This window comes from Spirosoma pulveris (genome assembly GCF_054781875.1).
Map to the genome: position 1 here is coordinate 887,815 of NZ_BAAGTO010000002.1, position 14,864 is coordinate 902,678.

At 54.6% G+C, this 14,864-nt stretch carries 13 protein-coding genes; all 13 read left to right on the forward strand.

What is annotated here, in order from left to right:
* Nucleotides 1-7: 7 nt before the first annotated feature.
* The 13 genes from ACYVJM_RS11835 (at nucleotide 8) to ACYVJM_RS11895 (ending at nucleotide 14,831) form a co-directional block, all read left to right on the forward strand.
* Nucleotides 8-2,311, forward strand: a complete 2,304-nt coding sequence (locus ACYVJM_RS11835) for a GumC family protein (protein ID WP_461148432.1) — start codon at nucleotides 8-10, stop codon at nucleotides 2,309-2,311.
* Nucleotides 2,312-2,389: 78 nt separating this feature from the next.
* A complete protein-coding gene (locus ACYVJM_RS11840; RefSeq protein WP_461148433.1) occupies nucleotides 2,390-3,067 on the forward strand; it encodes a sugar transferase in 678 nt (225 codons plus the stop codon).
* Between the two features lie 41 nt (nucleotides 3,068-3,108).
* Nucleotides 3,109-3,891, forward strand: a complete 783-nt coding sequence (locus ACYVJM_RS11845) for a WecB/TagA/CpsF family glycosyltransferase (protein WP_461148434.1) — start codon at nucleotides 3,109-3,111, stop codon at nucleotides 3,889-3,891.
* Nucleotides 3,888-4,871, forward strand: a complete 984-nt coding sequence (locus tag ACYVJM_RS11850; protein WP_461148435.1) for an NAD-dependent epimerase/dehydratase family protein — start codon at nucleotides 3,888-3,890, stop codon at nucleotides 4,869-4,871. Before ACYVJM_RS11845 ends, ACYVJM_RS11850 begins: the two co-directional genes overlap by 4 nt.
* Nucleotides 4,871-5,215: a cupin domain-containing protein gene (locus tag ACYVJM_RS11855; protein ID WP_461148436.1), complete on the forward strand. Its 345-nt coding sequence runs from the start codon at nucleotides 4,871-4,873 to the stop codon at nucleotides 5,213-5,215. Before ACYVJM_RS11850 ends, ACYVJM_RS11855 begins: the two co-directional genes overlap by 1 nt.
* Complete coding sequence (locus tag ACYVJM_RS11860) at nucleotides 5,124-6,731, forward strand: flippase (RefSeq protein WP_461148437.1); 1,608 nt, start codon at nucleotides 5,124-5,126, stop codon at nucleotides 6,729-6,731. The genes ACYVJM_RS11855 and ACYVJM_RS11860 overlap by 92 nt, the downstream gene beginning before the upstream one ends.
* The gene (locus ACYVJM_RS11865; protein ID WP_461148438.1) at nucleotides 6,728-7,636 is read left to right on the forward strand and encodes a glycosyltransferase family 2 protein; all 909 of its coding nucleotides are present in this window, start codon (nucleotides 6,728-6,730) and stop codon (nucleotides 7,634-7,636) included. The genes ACYVJM_RS11860 and ACYVJM_RS11865 overlap by 4 nt, the downstream gene beginning before the upstream one ends.
* A 9-nt stretch (nucleotides 7,637-7,645) precedes the next feature.
* On the forward strand, nucleotides 7,646-8,818 hold the full coding sequence (locus ACYVJM_RS11870) for a glycosyltransferase family 4 protein (protein WP_461148439.1): 1,173 nt from the start codon (nucleotides 7,646-7,648) through the stop codon (nucleotides 8,816-8,818).
* Complete coding sequence (locus ACYVJM_RS11875; RefSeq protein WP_461148440.1) at nucleotides 8,815-10,077, forward strand: O-antigen ligase family protein; 1,263 nt, start codon at nucleotides 8,815-8,817, stop codon at nucleotides 10,075-10,077. The genes ACYVJM_RS11870 and ACYVJM_RS11875 overlap by 4 nt, the downstream gene beginning before the upstream one ends.
* A complete protein-coding gene (locus ACYVJM_RS11880) occupies nucleotides 10,074-10,958 on the forward strand; it encodes a glycosyltransferase family 2 protein (RefSeq protein ID WP_461148441.1) in 885 nt (294 codons plus the stop codon). The genes ACYVJM_RS11875 and ACYVJM_RS11880 overlap by 4 nt, the downstream gene beginning before the upstream one ends.
* 3 nt (nucleotides 10,959-10,961) lie before the next feature.
* Entirely contained in the window at nucleotides 10,962-12,230 is a 1,269-nt protein-coding gene (locus tag ACYVJM_RS11885) for a glycosyltransferase family 4 protein (protein ID WP_461148442.1), read from the forward strand.
* A 52-nt stretch (nucleotides 12,231-12,282) separates the two neighbouring features.
* Complete coding sequence (locus tag ACYVJM_RS11890; RefSeq protein WP_461148443.1) at nucleotides 12,283-13,170, forward strand: aldo/keto reductase; 888 nt, start codon at nucleotides 12,283-12,285, stop codon at nucleotides 13,168-13,170.
* Complete coding sequence (locus ACYVJM_RS11895; RefSeq protein WP_461148444.1) at nucleotides 13,167-14,831, forward strand: GMC oxidoreductase; 1,665 nt, start codon at nucleotides 13,167-13,169, stop codon at nucleotides 14,829-14,831. Before ACYVJM_RS11890 ends, ACYVJM_RS11895 begins: the two co-directional genes overlap by 4 nt.
* The last annotated feature ends 33 nt before the right edge of the window (nucleotides 14,832-14,864 follow it).

Consider the following 14,864-nt stretch of genomic DNA (forward strand, 5'->3'; position numbering starts at 1 on the left):
AGACTTAATGAGTATGAATGCAAAACCCAACCAATCATATGTTTCCTATCAGGTAGTCGACCCTGGTGGCTCTCCGATTCGATCTCACCTGGCCCCCTACCTTCGCTACTGGCCCTGGTTCGCTCTGTCGCTGGCACTTTCTTTAGTGGGTGCGTATGTTTTTCTGCTCTACAAACAGCCGATTTACCGCATTCAGGCAAGCCTGATGCTGCAGGATGAGAAAAAGGGGAGCGGACAAACCAACCCCCTGAAGGAACTGGAAGTGTACTCGCCCAAAAAAGTCGTTGAAAACGAACTGGAAGTGCTTCGTTCCTCTACCCTGATGGAACGGGTTGTCTCTACGCTGCACCTCGATGCCCGGTATTTCCGGAAAGCGTCCTTTGGCAAACGGGAAATCTACACCGAATCGCCGGTTTGGGTACTTGTCGAAGAGGGCGATGAATCTTTATACAAAAAGCCACTTAATCTATCGTTTATCGATAATAAATCCGTACGAATTAATGACAGAATCTATCCTCTCAACCAGCGGATCGGAACGCCCTACGGCCAGCTGCGCATCCTGACCCGAAAGCCCATTACCCCAAAGACAGAACCCCTGATTGTCCAGGCGATGCCAATGGCAGCCGCCGTAGGGATGTATATGGATAATCTGAAGGCCGAACCAACCAGCAAAACCTCGACTGTTATACGCCTGACCCTCGAAGATGCCGTTCCCAAAAAAGGCGAAGCGGTGTTGAACAGCCTCATCAACGAATACAACCAGGCCTCCATCATCGACAAGAACAAAGTGGCCGATAACACGCTCAAGTTCGTCGAGAACCGCCTGCAGATCGTATCCGGCGAACTGGCTTCGGTTGAGAAAAACGTTGAAACCTATAAATCGACCTTGGGCATCACCGACCTGAGCGCACAGGCGCAGTCGATTATGCAAACAACAACACAGAACGACGCGCAGCTTAACCAGGTCAGCATTCAGCTGGCGGCTCTGGAAGACCTCGATAAGTTTGTCAGCACACGAGCCGACAAGCGGGGCAGCACGCCCGCCACCGTTGGCCTGGGCGATCCCGTTCTGCTCAATCAGATCGATAAACTGTCGCAGCTTGAATTGCAGCGCGACGAGTTACAGCAAACCAGTGGAGAACAGAACCCCAAGCTTCAATCGCTGGATCAGCAAATAAAAAATACGCAGAACAACATCGCGCAGAACATCCGCACGATGAAGTCCATGCTCAACCGGTCGAAAGACCAGTACGTGGCCACCAATGCCCGGCTGGAGGGCGTTATCCGGACGGTGCCCCAGAAAGAGCGGGCCTTGCTGGACATTACCCGGCAGCAGACCATCAAGAATAATCTGTATACCTACCTGCTTCAGAAACGCGAAGAAATGGCCGTGACTTTTGCCGCTGCCATTGCCGACAGCCGCACTGTCGATGCCGCCAAAAGCAGCCTCGGGCCAGTGAAACCGGTTGGCATTGTCATTTACTCCCTGTTTGCATTGGTTGGTTTGCTGATCCCAACGGCCGCCGTGGCGGGTAAAGGTGCCATGAACACCAAAGTGTTGCGCCGGAACGATGTGGAAGATGTGACGCAGGTGCCCATTCTGGGCGAGATCATGAACAAGCGCAACCGCGACGTACTAATCGTGGCGCCCAACAATCGATCGGTCATTGCCGAACAGATCCGGACGATCCGGACCAACCTCCACATTGGCCGGGGCGAATCGACCGATAGCCAGGTGCTGCTCTTTACGTCGAGCATCAGTGGCGAAGGCAAATCGTTCATATCACTCAACCTGGGTGCCAGTATGGCGTTACTGAAACAACCGACGGTCATTCTGGAGATGGACATGCGGTTGCCGCGTCTGCATCAGCATTTCGACATCGACAACTCGGTTGGTATCAGCAACTACCTCAACGGCGAAGCTACCCTGGCCGATATTCTGAAGCCGGTGCCGGGGTACCCCAACTACTTCATCATTCCCAGCGGTCCACTGCCACCAGACCCGTCGGAGCTCCTGAGCGGCCCGAACCTGAAACAACTCATTGGCGAACTCCGCGAGCGATTCCGCTACGTCGTTATCGACGCGCCACCCGTTGGCATCGTTACGGATGCGCAGGCCATTGCCCCTTATTCCGACGCGACCCTGTTTGTTGTTCGCCATGGCGTAACCCCGAAGGAGAGCCTCAAGATTCTGGATATGCTCCATCGCGAACACCGTTTTCAGAACATGAGTATCATTCTCAATGCCGTAGGCGGTGGCGATGGCTACCATTTCAACAGCAGATACAAGAATAGCTATTCATACCGCTAAACCCGGTGCCACTCTAGCTGGCTGTTTACTTTGGATGCTGGATTACTCACTTGTCCACCCCAGAAACTGGAGATTCCCATGCAGGCTTCTACCGACGGAAAAACATTTCATCTATATCTAAGCTACGATGGTGAGGCCAGGCCTTACACAACGAAGCGTATTGTTCAGGGGCTTAAAAAACGCGGATTCGATCTGTTCGTTGCGAGTATCGTGCTGGTGTCGGTGCTTATTTGGCTCATACCTCTACTTGCTCTATTGATAAAGCTGACCTCTCCCGGCCCGGCTATCTTCGTACAGTCCCGGACGGGGCGCAACGGCAAGGTATTCCCCTGCCTGAAATTTCGGACGATGGCTTACGAGCGCAATGCCCAGTTTAAGCAGGCAACCCGCAATGACATGCGGGTAACACGCATCGGAAAGTTTTTGCGAAGGACCAACCTCGACGAAATGCCGCAGTTCCTCAACGTACTGGCCGGGCACATGAGCATCGTTGGCCCCCGCCCCCATCCCATTCCGCTGGATGCCCAGCACTGGCACACGATGCCGGGCTACAAGGAACGCTACTCCGTCCGACCCGGCATTACAGGGCTGGCGCAGGCACGCGGGGCACGGGGCGAAACCGGTGAGCTGTACAAAATGAAGGTCCGCGTTCGCTACGACCATCTGTACATCAACCGCCAGTCGACCCGGCTGGATGCCAAAATCTGCTGGTGGACTGTCAAAGCGGCCATCGGTGGTAATAAAAACGCCTGGTAATACCCGGTATCCATATCAAATAACCCATTAAATCTGGTACGATGACACAAGTACTACAAGTCAAGCTGTACGATGCCGGGCTTCCGGCTGCCGTGCAGGATATTATCCGGCAATGCGATCCGGTACTGCCCAAACAAAACAAGTGCATTAGTGCTACGGGCGCGCATGGTCTGGTAACGGCCTTCAAAGAGCCTGATTTTAAAGCCACCCTGGATTCCTTTTACTGGAACCTGCCCGACGGTATGCCCGGTGTTTGGGTGGGTAAGATGAAAGGTGCCAAACAAATGACCCGGTGCTACGGCCCCGATTTTTTCAAGTATGTACTGGAGGGCAGCGCCGACAAATCGGTGAAGCACTTCTTCTGCGGAGGTCAGGAGGGAGTTGCCAATGAACTGAAGCAGGCCGTGGGCCGCAAGTTCGGCAATTACCAGATCAGCGGCACCTATTGCCCGCCCTTCCGCGAGCTGTCGGACGCTGAGTTTCAGGAACTGGGCGAAACCATTAACCGCTCGGGTGCCAACATCGTCTGGATCGGGCTGAGTACGCCCAAACAGGAACGCTTTGCCCGGCGGCTGGCCCAATGGGTTAACGTCAACTTCATTGTGACGGTAGGAGCCGCTTTCGACTTCCACACCGACCGTGTAGCACAGGCTCCGAGCTGGATGCAGCGGATGTCGCTGGAGTGGCTGTTCCGGCTCATGGCCGAACCTAAACGACTCTACAAGAGATACCTGGAAATTGTACCGCTCTTTATCCTGCTCAACATAAAAGAACTTATCTCACCCGTTAAACAATCAACTGCTTCGGCAAATCAACAAGTATGAAAAAAGCTCTCGTCTGTGGTGCTGGTGGCTTTATTGGCGGCCACCTCGTTAATCGACTCAAATCAGAAGGATACTGGGTTCGTGGAGTCGATGTTAAAGAAAATGAATACGAAAACCGGAATGCCGACGAGTTTATCCTTGGCGATTTACGAAACCCGGAGGTTGCGGATGAGGTCATCACATCTGATCTGGACGAAATCTATCAACTAGCGGCCGATATGGGCGGTGCCGGTTTTGTCTTTACGGGCACCAACGACGCGGCCATTATGCACAACTCGGTGCTTTGCAACCTCAACGTGCTCGAAGCGGCCAAGAACAAAGGGGTGAAACGGATTTTCTATTCGTCGTCGGCCTGTATGTACCCGGAGCACAACCAGATGGACCCCAACAACCCGAAGTGTTCCGAAGAGTCGGCCTACCCGGCTAACCCCGACAGCGAGTACGGCTGGGAGAAACTGTTCTCGGAGCGGCTGTTTCTGGCTTATCAGAAAAACCACGGCATCGAAGCCCGCATTGCCCGTTTCCACAACATTTTTGGTCCACAGGGCACCTGGGACGGCGGTCGTGAAAAAGCACCTGCTGCCGTTTGCCGGAAAGTGGCCATGGCCGAAGACGGCGGCTCTATCGAGATCTGGGGTGACGGTAAACAAACCCGTTCGTTCCTGATCGTCGACGAGTGCGTAGAAGGTATTCGCCGGTTGATGCTGTCTGACTTCTCAGGTCCGGTCAACATCGGTTCGGAAGAGATGATCTCGCTGAACGACTTCGCCAAAATGGTGATCGACATTTCAGGTAAGAACTTGTCTATCAATAACATTCCGGGACCGCTGGGCGTACGGGGCCGCAATTCGGACAACCACCTGATTCAGGAGAAACTGGGCTGGGCACCGTCGACCCCACTGCGCAAAGGCGTTGAGAAAACCTACGACTGGATTTCGGAACAGATCCAGAAGAAAGTCCTCGAACCGGTCGAAGCCTGATGGAACGGATAACGGCCTCCCTGCTGCACCTTGAGCGTGAGCTAACAGCTCATGCCCAGGGGGCAAAGCAGGTTTTCCTACGGAATGCCGACACGCCAACCAACGTAACCCAGGTGGCTTACGGCATTTTCACGAAAGCGGATTACTGCGAACTGCACACACATGCCACCATGGAAGAGTGCTTTTTCTTCCTTAAAGGCGAAGGTATTTACGTGGTCGACGACCAGACGATTCCGCTGAATCACGGTGTGTTTGTCCGGATTCCGGCGGGTGTTCCGCACCGACTGGAAGCCACCGGCAACGACCCGCTGGAATATGTCTATTTCGGGGTTGCCACAAATTAATTTATACGCATCGCTCAACAAACAAAAGTATATGGTTAGTAAAGAGGTAGGCTCCGTGGATATGGCGGCTGGTGAGTTGACCAACCAGGCAGAGAGTTCGATCCGGGTAATTGACCGGGCTGCCTATGCGGGTTCATCTTCCGGCGCGGTAGAAACGGCACCTGCTCCCGCTGCCCGCAAACAGGATATTTTATCGAAACCCATCCTGAAGCGGTTCGCGGTCAATGTGGCTTCGCTCTTTAGTCTGCACGTGGCGAACATGCTGCTCCCCCTGCTCACGGTGCCATACGTGGTGCGCATCATCGGGCCGGAGCGGCTGGGACTGCTCAACTTCTCACAGGCATTCGTCGCCTATTTTACCCTGCTGATCAACTACGGCTTCGACATGGCTTCGGTACGGGCCATTGCCGCCAACCGCGACAATGCGGAGGTAAAAAACCGGGTGTTCAGCGAGGTCATTTTCGGAAAATCGGCACTTTGGGTTGTTTCGACGGTCATTTTCGCCGTCATCTCTTCGTTTGTCGATGAGTTTCGGGCGCACTATTGGCTGCACATCTGCACGTACATTGGCACCATTGGTATCGTATTTTTCCCGGTCTGGCTGTACCAGGCTATGGAAAATCTGGGGCGGGTGGCGTTATTCAACACCATTATCAAGGTGCTGGTCACGCTCACCGTATTCATCTTTATCCAGCAGCCGGAAGATTATGTGTACCAGAACCTGTCGCTGAGTCTGTCGCAGGTGATGGTCAGTTTCGTGGCCTTTTTTGTGGCGGTCAAACGCTTCGACATCCATTTTTCCTGGCCAACCCTGGCCCAGATGACGAAGCGGTTCCGCGACGACAGTACACTGTTCTTTACCTCGGTGGTGGCAACGATCTACGCCGGATCGAACATCTTCCTGCTGGGCATGTTCAGCACGCCCTACAACGTGGGCATTTTCTCGGCCGGGACCCGGATTGTTGGGATTGCTCAGGCGTTTGTGTCGCTGGCACTGAATCAGGCCTTTTTTCCCATCGTGGCCAACGCGTTCGGGCAAAGCGAAGAAAAAGGGCTAACTATCGTGCGGACCATTTTCTTCCCGGTAACGCTCCTGATGATGCTGGTTTCGGCGGGCATCTGGCTCATCGCCCCCATTTTCATTTCGATGTTTTACGGGGCGAAGTTCGAGGAGGCTGTGCTGGTACTGCGCATTGTGGCGCTATTGCCCATTACGCTCGGTCTTAACAATTTATTCGGCGTTCATACCATGCTCAGCCTGCGTATGGACAAAGCCTTCTTCAGAATTTCGGCGGTGGGCTCCATCGTGAGTTTGTCACTCAATGCGCTCTTTATCCAGCGCTTCGGCCATGTGGGTGTGGCCTGTTCGTGGGTGATTACCGAGGCCTTCGTTACTACATCGTTCTACGTCTACCTCCGCTACAAAGGCATCGAGGTCGTGAAGCTCAGTTACTTACAGGAAGCTATAACATTCAGCAAGAGCCGATTGGCGGTCCTGTTTAAACAACAATCATGAAACAAATAGCCGCAGTTGTCGTAACCTATAACCGACTGAACGATCTGAAGATCTGTTTGGCAAGTCTGCACGCCCAGACCCGCCGGGCCGACGCGATCTATGTCGTCAATAACGGCAGTACCGACGGTACCGGCGAGTGGCTGAAAAACCAGCCGGAGCTAATTGTGCTGACACAGGCTAACCTGGGTGGCGCCGGGGGCTTCGCCACGGGTATCGAACGAACGTTTCAGGATGGTTTCGACAGTATCTGGTGCATGGACGACGACTGCATTGCCGCCCCGGATGCGCTTGAAAACCTGCTGCTGTCGCCCAATATCGGGCCAGCTATCAAGAACTGCGTATCCATTAGCGTCAAAGACCACGAAGAGCTGGCTTTTTACGTCGACCGGCCCAACCAGAGCTTTCGGAAAGTGACCGACATGACCCAGTTCGACCTGGTGTATGGTGTAGCGTCCCTCTTCAATGGCACACTCATCAGTGCGGAGGTGATCCGGGCCATTGGCATCCCCGACAGGAAGCTGTTCATCTGGGGCGATGAGGTAGAATATATGACCCGCGCCCAGAAAATGGGCTTTCCGGTGGTTACGGTGCCAACATCGGTATTTTATCACCCACCCTCCTTCGACCGGAACGGCATTCCCTGGCCCGGTGCCTGGAAGCAGTATTATGCTGTCCGGAACCAGCGACGCATTTTCCAGAACATGTACGGCAGCAAATACGGCATCGTCGTTTTTCTGCAATGGTCCATCCGGGCCACGCTGCAGCAAGCCAAAGAGAAACGGCAAAACCGGCTCTACAACTTCCTGCTCTATGGCGAAGCGGCCTTCGACAGCCTGTTGAACAACTTCCGCAAACGTCCCGAAACCATATTCACGGTTCGGCTTTATCGATTCATGCATAAATAAGATTCAGTCATGAATGTACTGATTGCCACGTATCTCGCCCCAAACTCACCCTCGGGTGTTGTGACCTACAGCAAAGCACTGGCCAGCGATCTGGCCGATGCCGGGGTTGGCGTGCGTACCGTCGATGCCACGAATACGCCGGTCCTCTGGCGGAAATTTCTGGGTATCCTGAAACGGGTAATGCGGCCACTGGGCGGTGCGTTTTTCGTTCTGTACGACGAGTTCGCGTATTTCACCGGCATTTATCTGTCAACGCGTAAGCTGCGGAGTGCCAACATCGACCTTATCCATGCGCAGGACCCCCGCTCCGGTGTAGCGGCTTACCTGGCGCTGGGTCGGCGGGCACCCATCGTGCTGACCTGCCATTTCAACGACGACCCCGTAAAGGAGCTGGTCGACCAGTTTGCGCTCAAGCCGGGCTTTACCAAACGGCTCACTAACTGGTACGCCTACCTGTTTTCGTACATCAGCAACTACATCTTCGTCTCGAACTACGCTTACAACCAGTCGAAGCACCTTTTACCAGCCAGCGTCAACAAGCAGATTCTCCGCAACACGGTTCGACTGGCGGGTTCGGTGAGCAAGAGCCGCCCAACTGAACTAGCCCCCGACACGATCATTATCAGCAATGTGGGCTACATCGACGAGCGAAAAAATCAGAAACTCCTGCTGGAGGTCGGCCATGAACTCCGCAGCCGGGGTATTCACAACTTTATGATCTGGCTGATTGGCGATGGTCCGAAACGCGCCGATTACGAGCAACTGACCCAGCAGTTTGACCTGAAAAACCATGTTCGTTTTCTGGGTCGGCAGGCTGCGCCCTGGCAGCTGGTCGCGCAGAGTGACCTGTATGTGCACACGGCCCTCAACGACAATTGTCCTTACTCCATTGTCGAAGCCTTTGCCGTAGAGACCCCCGTTCTGGCACTACCCGTGGGCGGTATTCCCGAAATGCTGCCCAAAAACGCGGGAATTTTCAGCGGCACAACGCCCGCCGATCTGGCGAGTGAGGTAGTCCGTTACTTCGATTCGACCCGGCGGAAACAACTGACCGATGCCCAGCGGGCCAATGCCGCCGTATCGTTCAATCATCGGAACAACCTCGAAAAACTGCTTTCATTTTACCGGCAAACGGCGGGTGTTCCTGCCGATGCTGTCACTCAACTGGAACCTGTCTTATGATGACCTGGGTCTATCGGTTCGTCCTGTTTGTCCTGCTGTTCGGGATGAGTGCCCTGATTTACGGGGGCAACGCCCTGAATCCGCTGTTCGATAAAGCCGTTAGCGGCACGGCGCTGATTGGCATTGTCGGGCTGGTGGTGTATTATTTCGACCAGCCGGGTATTTACAAAGTAGCGGCCTGGATGATTCTGCTGGGCGTTATCGGTCTGGTGCTCGAATCGAAGTACGAGTACGGGCAGTTCGTTTACTCCTATTTCGTGATCAAACGCTTTGCCTATTGCGGGCTGGCCTTGCTCGCCTATGCCATTGCCCGGAAGGTGGGCGATGTAAGCGTACAGCACATTGTGCTCCTGATTTTTGGCTTTTACATCATCAACCAGTTGTTTCTGGGTCAGATTTTCAGTTATAACCTCACCTCCGAAAGCCGCACCGTAACCTCCAACGAAGCCCTTTATCTGGTTATCCCGTGTCTGTATTACCTGATGCTCTACCTGCGCGATCGTCAGGTGCGGGATTTGCTGCTCACGCTGTTCACCTTCGCGTTCATCGTTTTCCTGCTGCACCGCTCGGTGATTTCGGCGGCTTTCATTGCCATTGGCGTGGTGGCCGGTCTGTCGGTGATGGGAAAGCTGCCCAGCCGTGGCTTTCCAATGGGCCGTACCATTGCCACGTTTGCCGTACTGCTGGTGCTGGTAGCTCCGCTGGCGGGCATGCTGCCCGACAATAAAGTGGCGGGCTTTCTGGAAAACATCGGCGGTATCCTCGACCCCAAAGATGACAATACGGGCAGCTGGCGGCTGGAACAGTCGGAGTATTACCTGAGCAAGATTCCCGACAAACCCATGCTGGGCTGGCGGTACGTTGGCTACGACAATGGGGAGATCATGGAGAACGAAGATTTTCCCGAGAAAGGCACCATCATTCACTCGCAGTACATCGACATGCTCTACAACTACGGATTCGTGGGTCTGTTCATCAACCTGCTCATCATACTGGGCACGCTGCTGGTCATGTACCGTCGAAACCGGGTGTTCACCCTGGAGCAGACTGTCCTCTTCGGCTTTCTCGTCAGCGGCCTTGTGTACGCCGTTTCGTATCAGTTACCGGTCTTTTTCTGGGGGTTTGTCGGGTTGGGCATGTATTACGGTCTCAAACGCCCCGCACCCGAACTCCCCGTTGAGTATACTCCCTTCGAGGAGGTCGATTCTACCCATCCATCACAATCCACTGAGTTAACCAAAAGCCAATTCATGTCATGATTAGTATCGTTATACCTGTCCATAACCGCCTTGAGTACACCCGGCAATGCCTGGCGTGCCTTTCGGTGCAAACCTATCGCAATTTTCAGGTCATTGTCGTCGACGACGGCTCAACCGACGGTACCGATGTCATGATTAGCCAGGAGTTTCCGGAAGTTATCGTCCTGAAAGGCGACGGCAATTTATGGTGGACAGAAGCCACGAACTGGGGCATTCGCTACGCCCAGAAAACGCAGGACAAACGCCACGAAAATTTTGTCCTGACGCTCAACGATGACACCCGTGTAGCCCCCGACTACCTGCAAACCATGCTGGATGCCTACCGGAAATATAAACCCTGCCTGATTGGGTCGGTGAGCGTAGACAGCGATAACCCCGAAAAGCTGGAATACGCCGGGGCTTCCTTTGAACTGTACACGGCGGGTGGTCGTCACCTGTGCGAAGATTACCATAACAGCTACCGCGAACTGGCTGCCAAGACTTCCTACGTTGAATCGCACTCGTTGCCCGGCCGGGGTACGCTGATCCCGATGGAAGTTTTCGATAAGATCGGGCTGTACGATTCCAAAAAATACATCCATTACATGTCCGACATCGAGTTTTCGGTACGGGCGCGGAAGGCGGGCTACCGGCTCATCGTCAACGTGCCGAGTGTGGTGTATGAATACGTGAAAGCAACGGGTATTCAGGTGGAGCGCAAAATAACGCTGAAAGAATTCATCGACAGCTTCACCTCCATCAAGTCGCCTACCAACCTGCGGATACGCTACAACTTCGCCATTGATCACTCCAAGACGAAAGCATTGTATTTCTGCTTCGACGTGGGCCGGATCTGCACGGGTTTTTTACTACGTAAAGTAAGACTGATGAAACCGCTATAACCTATGAAGAAAGTGCTTCTATCCGCCTATGCCTGCATTCCCAATCATGGTTCTGAAGAGGGAACAGGCTGGACGTATGCCACAACTCTGAGCACAAACGGGCTGGAGGTTCACTGTCTGACCAAAAAAGACGGCAGAGCGGCCATCGACCCCCTACTGGCCAACGGGTTCTTTCCGAATCTGATGGTTCACTACGTGCTGCTGCCGCAGTGGGTCGACAAGTTCTGCGATTCCAACCTGATCGGCATGTATTTCCATTACCTCTACTGGCAGTGGAGCGCCATGAAGCTGGCCCGAAAGCTGGACCGGGTTCACCAGTTCGACCTGGTTCATCATGTTACTTACGGCAGCATTCAGTTGGGCAGCTTCATGTATAAGCTGCGCAAGCCGTTCATTTTTGGCCCCGTTGGTGGCGGACAACGGGCACCCAAGAACATGAAACGGTACTTCGGCCAGTACTGGTCGCGGGAATGGATGCGCGACTGGGTAGGTACGATGCTCCAGTACGTCAATCCGGGCTTTTATAAGTCTGTAGCCACCGCCGACCGGCTGGTCGTGACCAACATGGATACCTTTGCCATGGCCCGAAAGCTACGTCCGGCACGACCCATCGACCGTATCTGGGACGCTGGCCTTAGTCCCTCCTTTTTACCAGCCAAGCCAACGGAGCATTACCCCGGCCCTCGTCTGAACCTACTCTGGACGGGCCGCATGTTGCCCCGAAAAGCCCTCGAATTAACCATTCAGGCACTCGGAAAAGTGGACCGGACTATTCCGGTTACCCTCACCATTGTGGGCGGTAAAGGCGAAATGGCCGAACAGGTGCCCCATTACCTCGACCGCTACAAGGTACACGACCGGGTGAACTGGGTGGGCCATGTGTCCTATCAGGAAGTGAAGGAGTTCTACGAACAATCGGATGTATTTTTCTTCACGAGCCTGCGCGACTCCTGCCCGCATCAATTGCTGGAAGCCATGGCGTACTCACTGCCCGTTGTTACACTCGATCTGCACGGCCAGTCCGAACTCGTGTCCGACGCAACCGGTCTGCGGGTGAAGGTGACCGATGAAGAGCAGGTGGTGGCCGATCTGGCCCGCGCCATCGAGTGGATGTACCATCATCCAACGGAACGACTGGCCATGGGCCAGGCGGGGTACGCCTTCGCCCAGACGCAGGTCTGGGAAACCAAGATCAGGGTGTTCCTCGACGAGCTGTACCCATCTGTCCTGCCCAAACCGGCTGCGTATGCTGCAGCGCTTAAACGAAGCTAACGGATTATCCCGACCAGCCTTCAGAACGTTACACACGCTAACCCTTCTCATCATGATAACCCTGGATCAACTATCACCCTTAGGGATTGGCACCAGCCGGGCGGCATCGCTGGGAAGCAGGCTGGCAACGCATGATTTCGTTGAGTTTTTACGTGTCGCGTCTGAAGGTGGGATCAATCTGATTGATACTGCCGATTTTTATGGATCCGGTGATGCCGAACGGCTCATTTCCCGAAGCGTACGAGCCACGGGGCTTCCTTTTTTCGTGGTCACCAAAGCCGGGCTTCCGCGTGTGCATACACCGGGCTGGCTGTCGCCCCTGAACCAGATCGGCAAGAAGATCATCCAGCGGGTTGGGGCTAAAAAGAACTACACATCAGGGTACCTGCTCGACAGCGTTCGGCAAAGCAACAAACGCCTGCGGGTCGAAGCGGCAGATGCGCTGCTGCTGCACGAACCCGACTGGGCCGACCTGGCCGATGCCGATAGCTGGGATGGGCTGGCCCAAATCCGGCAGCAGGGACTGGCCCGTTACACGGGGGTATCGACCAACGATTACCGTGTGGTGGAAGAAGGCATTCGGAGTGGGCAGGTGCAACTGGTGCAAACGGCTGTCTGCTGGCAGGAAAACGGCACATCGCCCATTCTTGAGCTGTGCCGGCTGCACCGGATTCCGGTAATCGCCAACCAGACACTACGCCCCTTCCAGTCCCTGAAGGATACGTTCTCCCGCAATGCCGATGCCATCCGTCAGCTGGACGGTCTGTCCAAAATCTCACTGCCTCAGTTTCTAATTGCGGCTGTACTGGCGGAAGGGAAGTCGACTAGTGCCCTGTTCGGTACCAGTAACCCGGAGCACCTCCGGCATAACATCGATGCCCTGCCGTACGTGGAACCCCTGCGTCCGCATTTGTCGAGACTTAATCAACTCCTGTCATGATCGTCACCAAAAACACGTTCCCGCCAGGTCACATACTCGACGCCGATATCTGCATTATTGGTAGTGGTCCGGCGGCTATTTCGATAGCCCTCAGCCTGGACGGTTCCCCGCTCTCGGTCATTATGATTACGGGAGGCAACTGGTCCGAAACCCTTCCGAATCAGGATTTATACCGGGGTGCTGTTTCGCCCAGAGGGTCCCATGAACCGCTGGAAGAAAACCGCCGACGCCAGTTTGGCGGTACCTCGTCGGCCTGGGGTGGTCGTTGTATGCCCTTTGAGCCAGTCGATTTCAAGGCGCGCTCCTGGGTACCCAACAGCGGCTGGCCAATGAGATACAAAGACCTGCGCCCCTATTACGAACAGGCAGCAGCGCTCTGCCAGATCGGCCGTTTTGAGTTTAACGCCCAAAAGGCCTTTCCGGAAAACAAACAGCAAATTCTGGAAGGGCTCGACTCCGATGAACTGGTCTCTTACCCGCTGGAGCGCTGGAGTCCGCCCGTACATTTCGGTAAAACCTACCAGAAACAACTCGAAAACAGCCCCAACATTCAGGTGTTGCTGGATGCGCACGTCATCAGCCTGCAAACGCAGGAAACGACCGATAGTGTCAGCCATGTCGATGTGTCCATGACAGACAGGATGCTGTCTGTTCAGGCCCGTGATTTTGTGCTGGCAACCGGCGGAATTGAAAATGCCCGTCTGCTGCTGGCCTCTACAAACGACCGCTTCCCCACCGGACTCGGCAACCAGCACGACAACGTAGGTCGATACTACATGGTACACATCAGCGGCACCTATGCGGAATTGAAACTGCACGACAAGGAAAAACTCATGGCCGACTTCGAGCGGGACGAGGGGGGCGTTTACTGCCGACGGCGCTGGTGGTTCCCCGAGCCGGTTCAGGCCAGGAACAACTTGCTGAACACCATCTTCTTTTTATATCACCCAATCCAGAAAGACGGCCATCGGGATGTGCTGTTCTCATCGCTGTTCATAGCCAAATCAGTGCTGACTATTCTGAATCAGCGCTCGCTTCATCGGTCAATGGATAAGGCTAAACAGTTGATCCCCGACCTCCGGGAGCATACCGTCAACATTGCCCGGAATGGCCTCAAGGACGTTCCGGACCTGATCCGGCTCGGGTTGAAACGCATGGCGAAGCGCCGGTTACCTTACTTACTCCCTTCCAAACGAAACGAATTCTGGGGGCTGTATTTTCAGGCGGAGCAGTCGCCCAACCGGACGAGCCGGGTTCGCTTGTCCGATTCCCAGAAAGACTCATTTGGTATACCGCGGGCCGAAGTTCAGCTCGCCTTTCTGGAGGCCGACATTGAGTCGATCGTAAAAACGCACGCCCTTTTCGTCAGGACGTTTGTCGAGAAAAGAATGGGCGAGATACGGTATTCGGAACCGGGTTTACGAGCCTACCTGCGCGAACGGATAAAGACATTTAACTCGGCTTCGCACCACATCGGTACCACGCGTATGTCTGACGATCCGCAAACGGGCGTGGTCGATAAAGATGCCAAAGTATACGGCTTGACCAATCTGTACGTGGCGGGGTCATCGGTGTTTCCAACCGGCGGACACGCCAACCCGACCCTCACCATCGTTGCACACGCCTTACAGCTGGCCAACTTCCTTAAAACCAAACCCTGACGCCTATATGCTCCACTAACCATTGACCTTTTA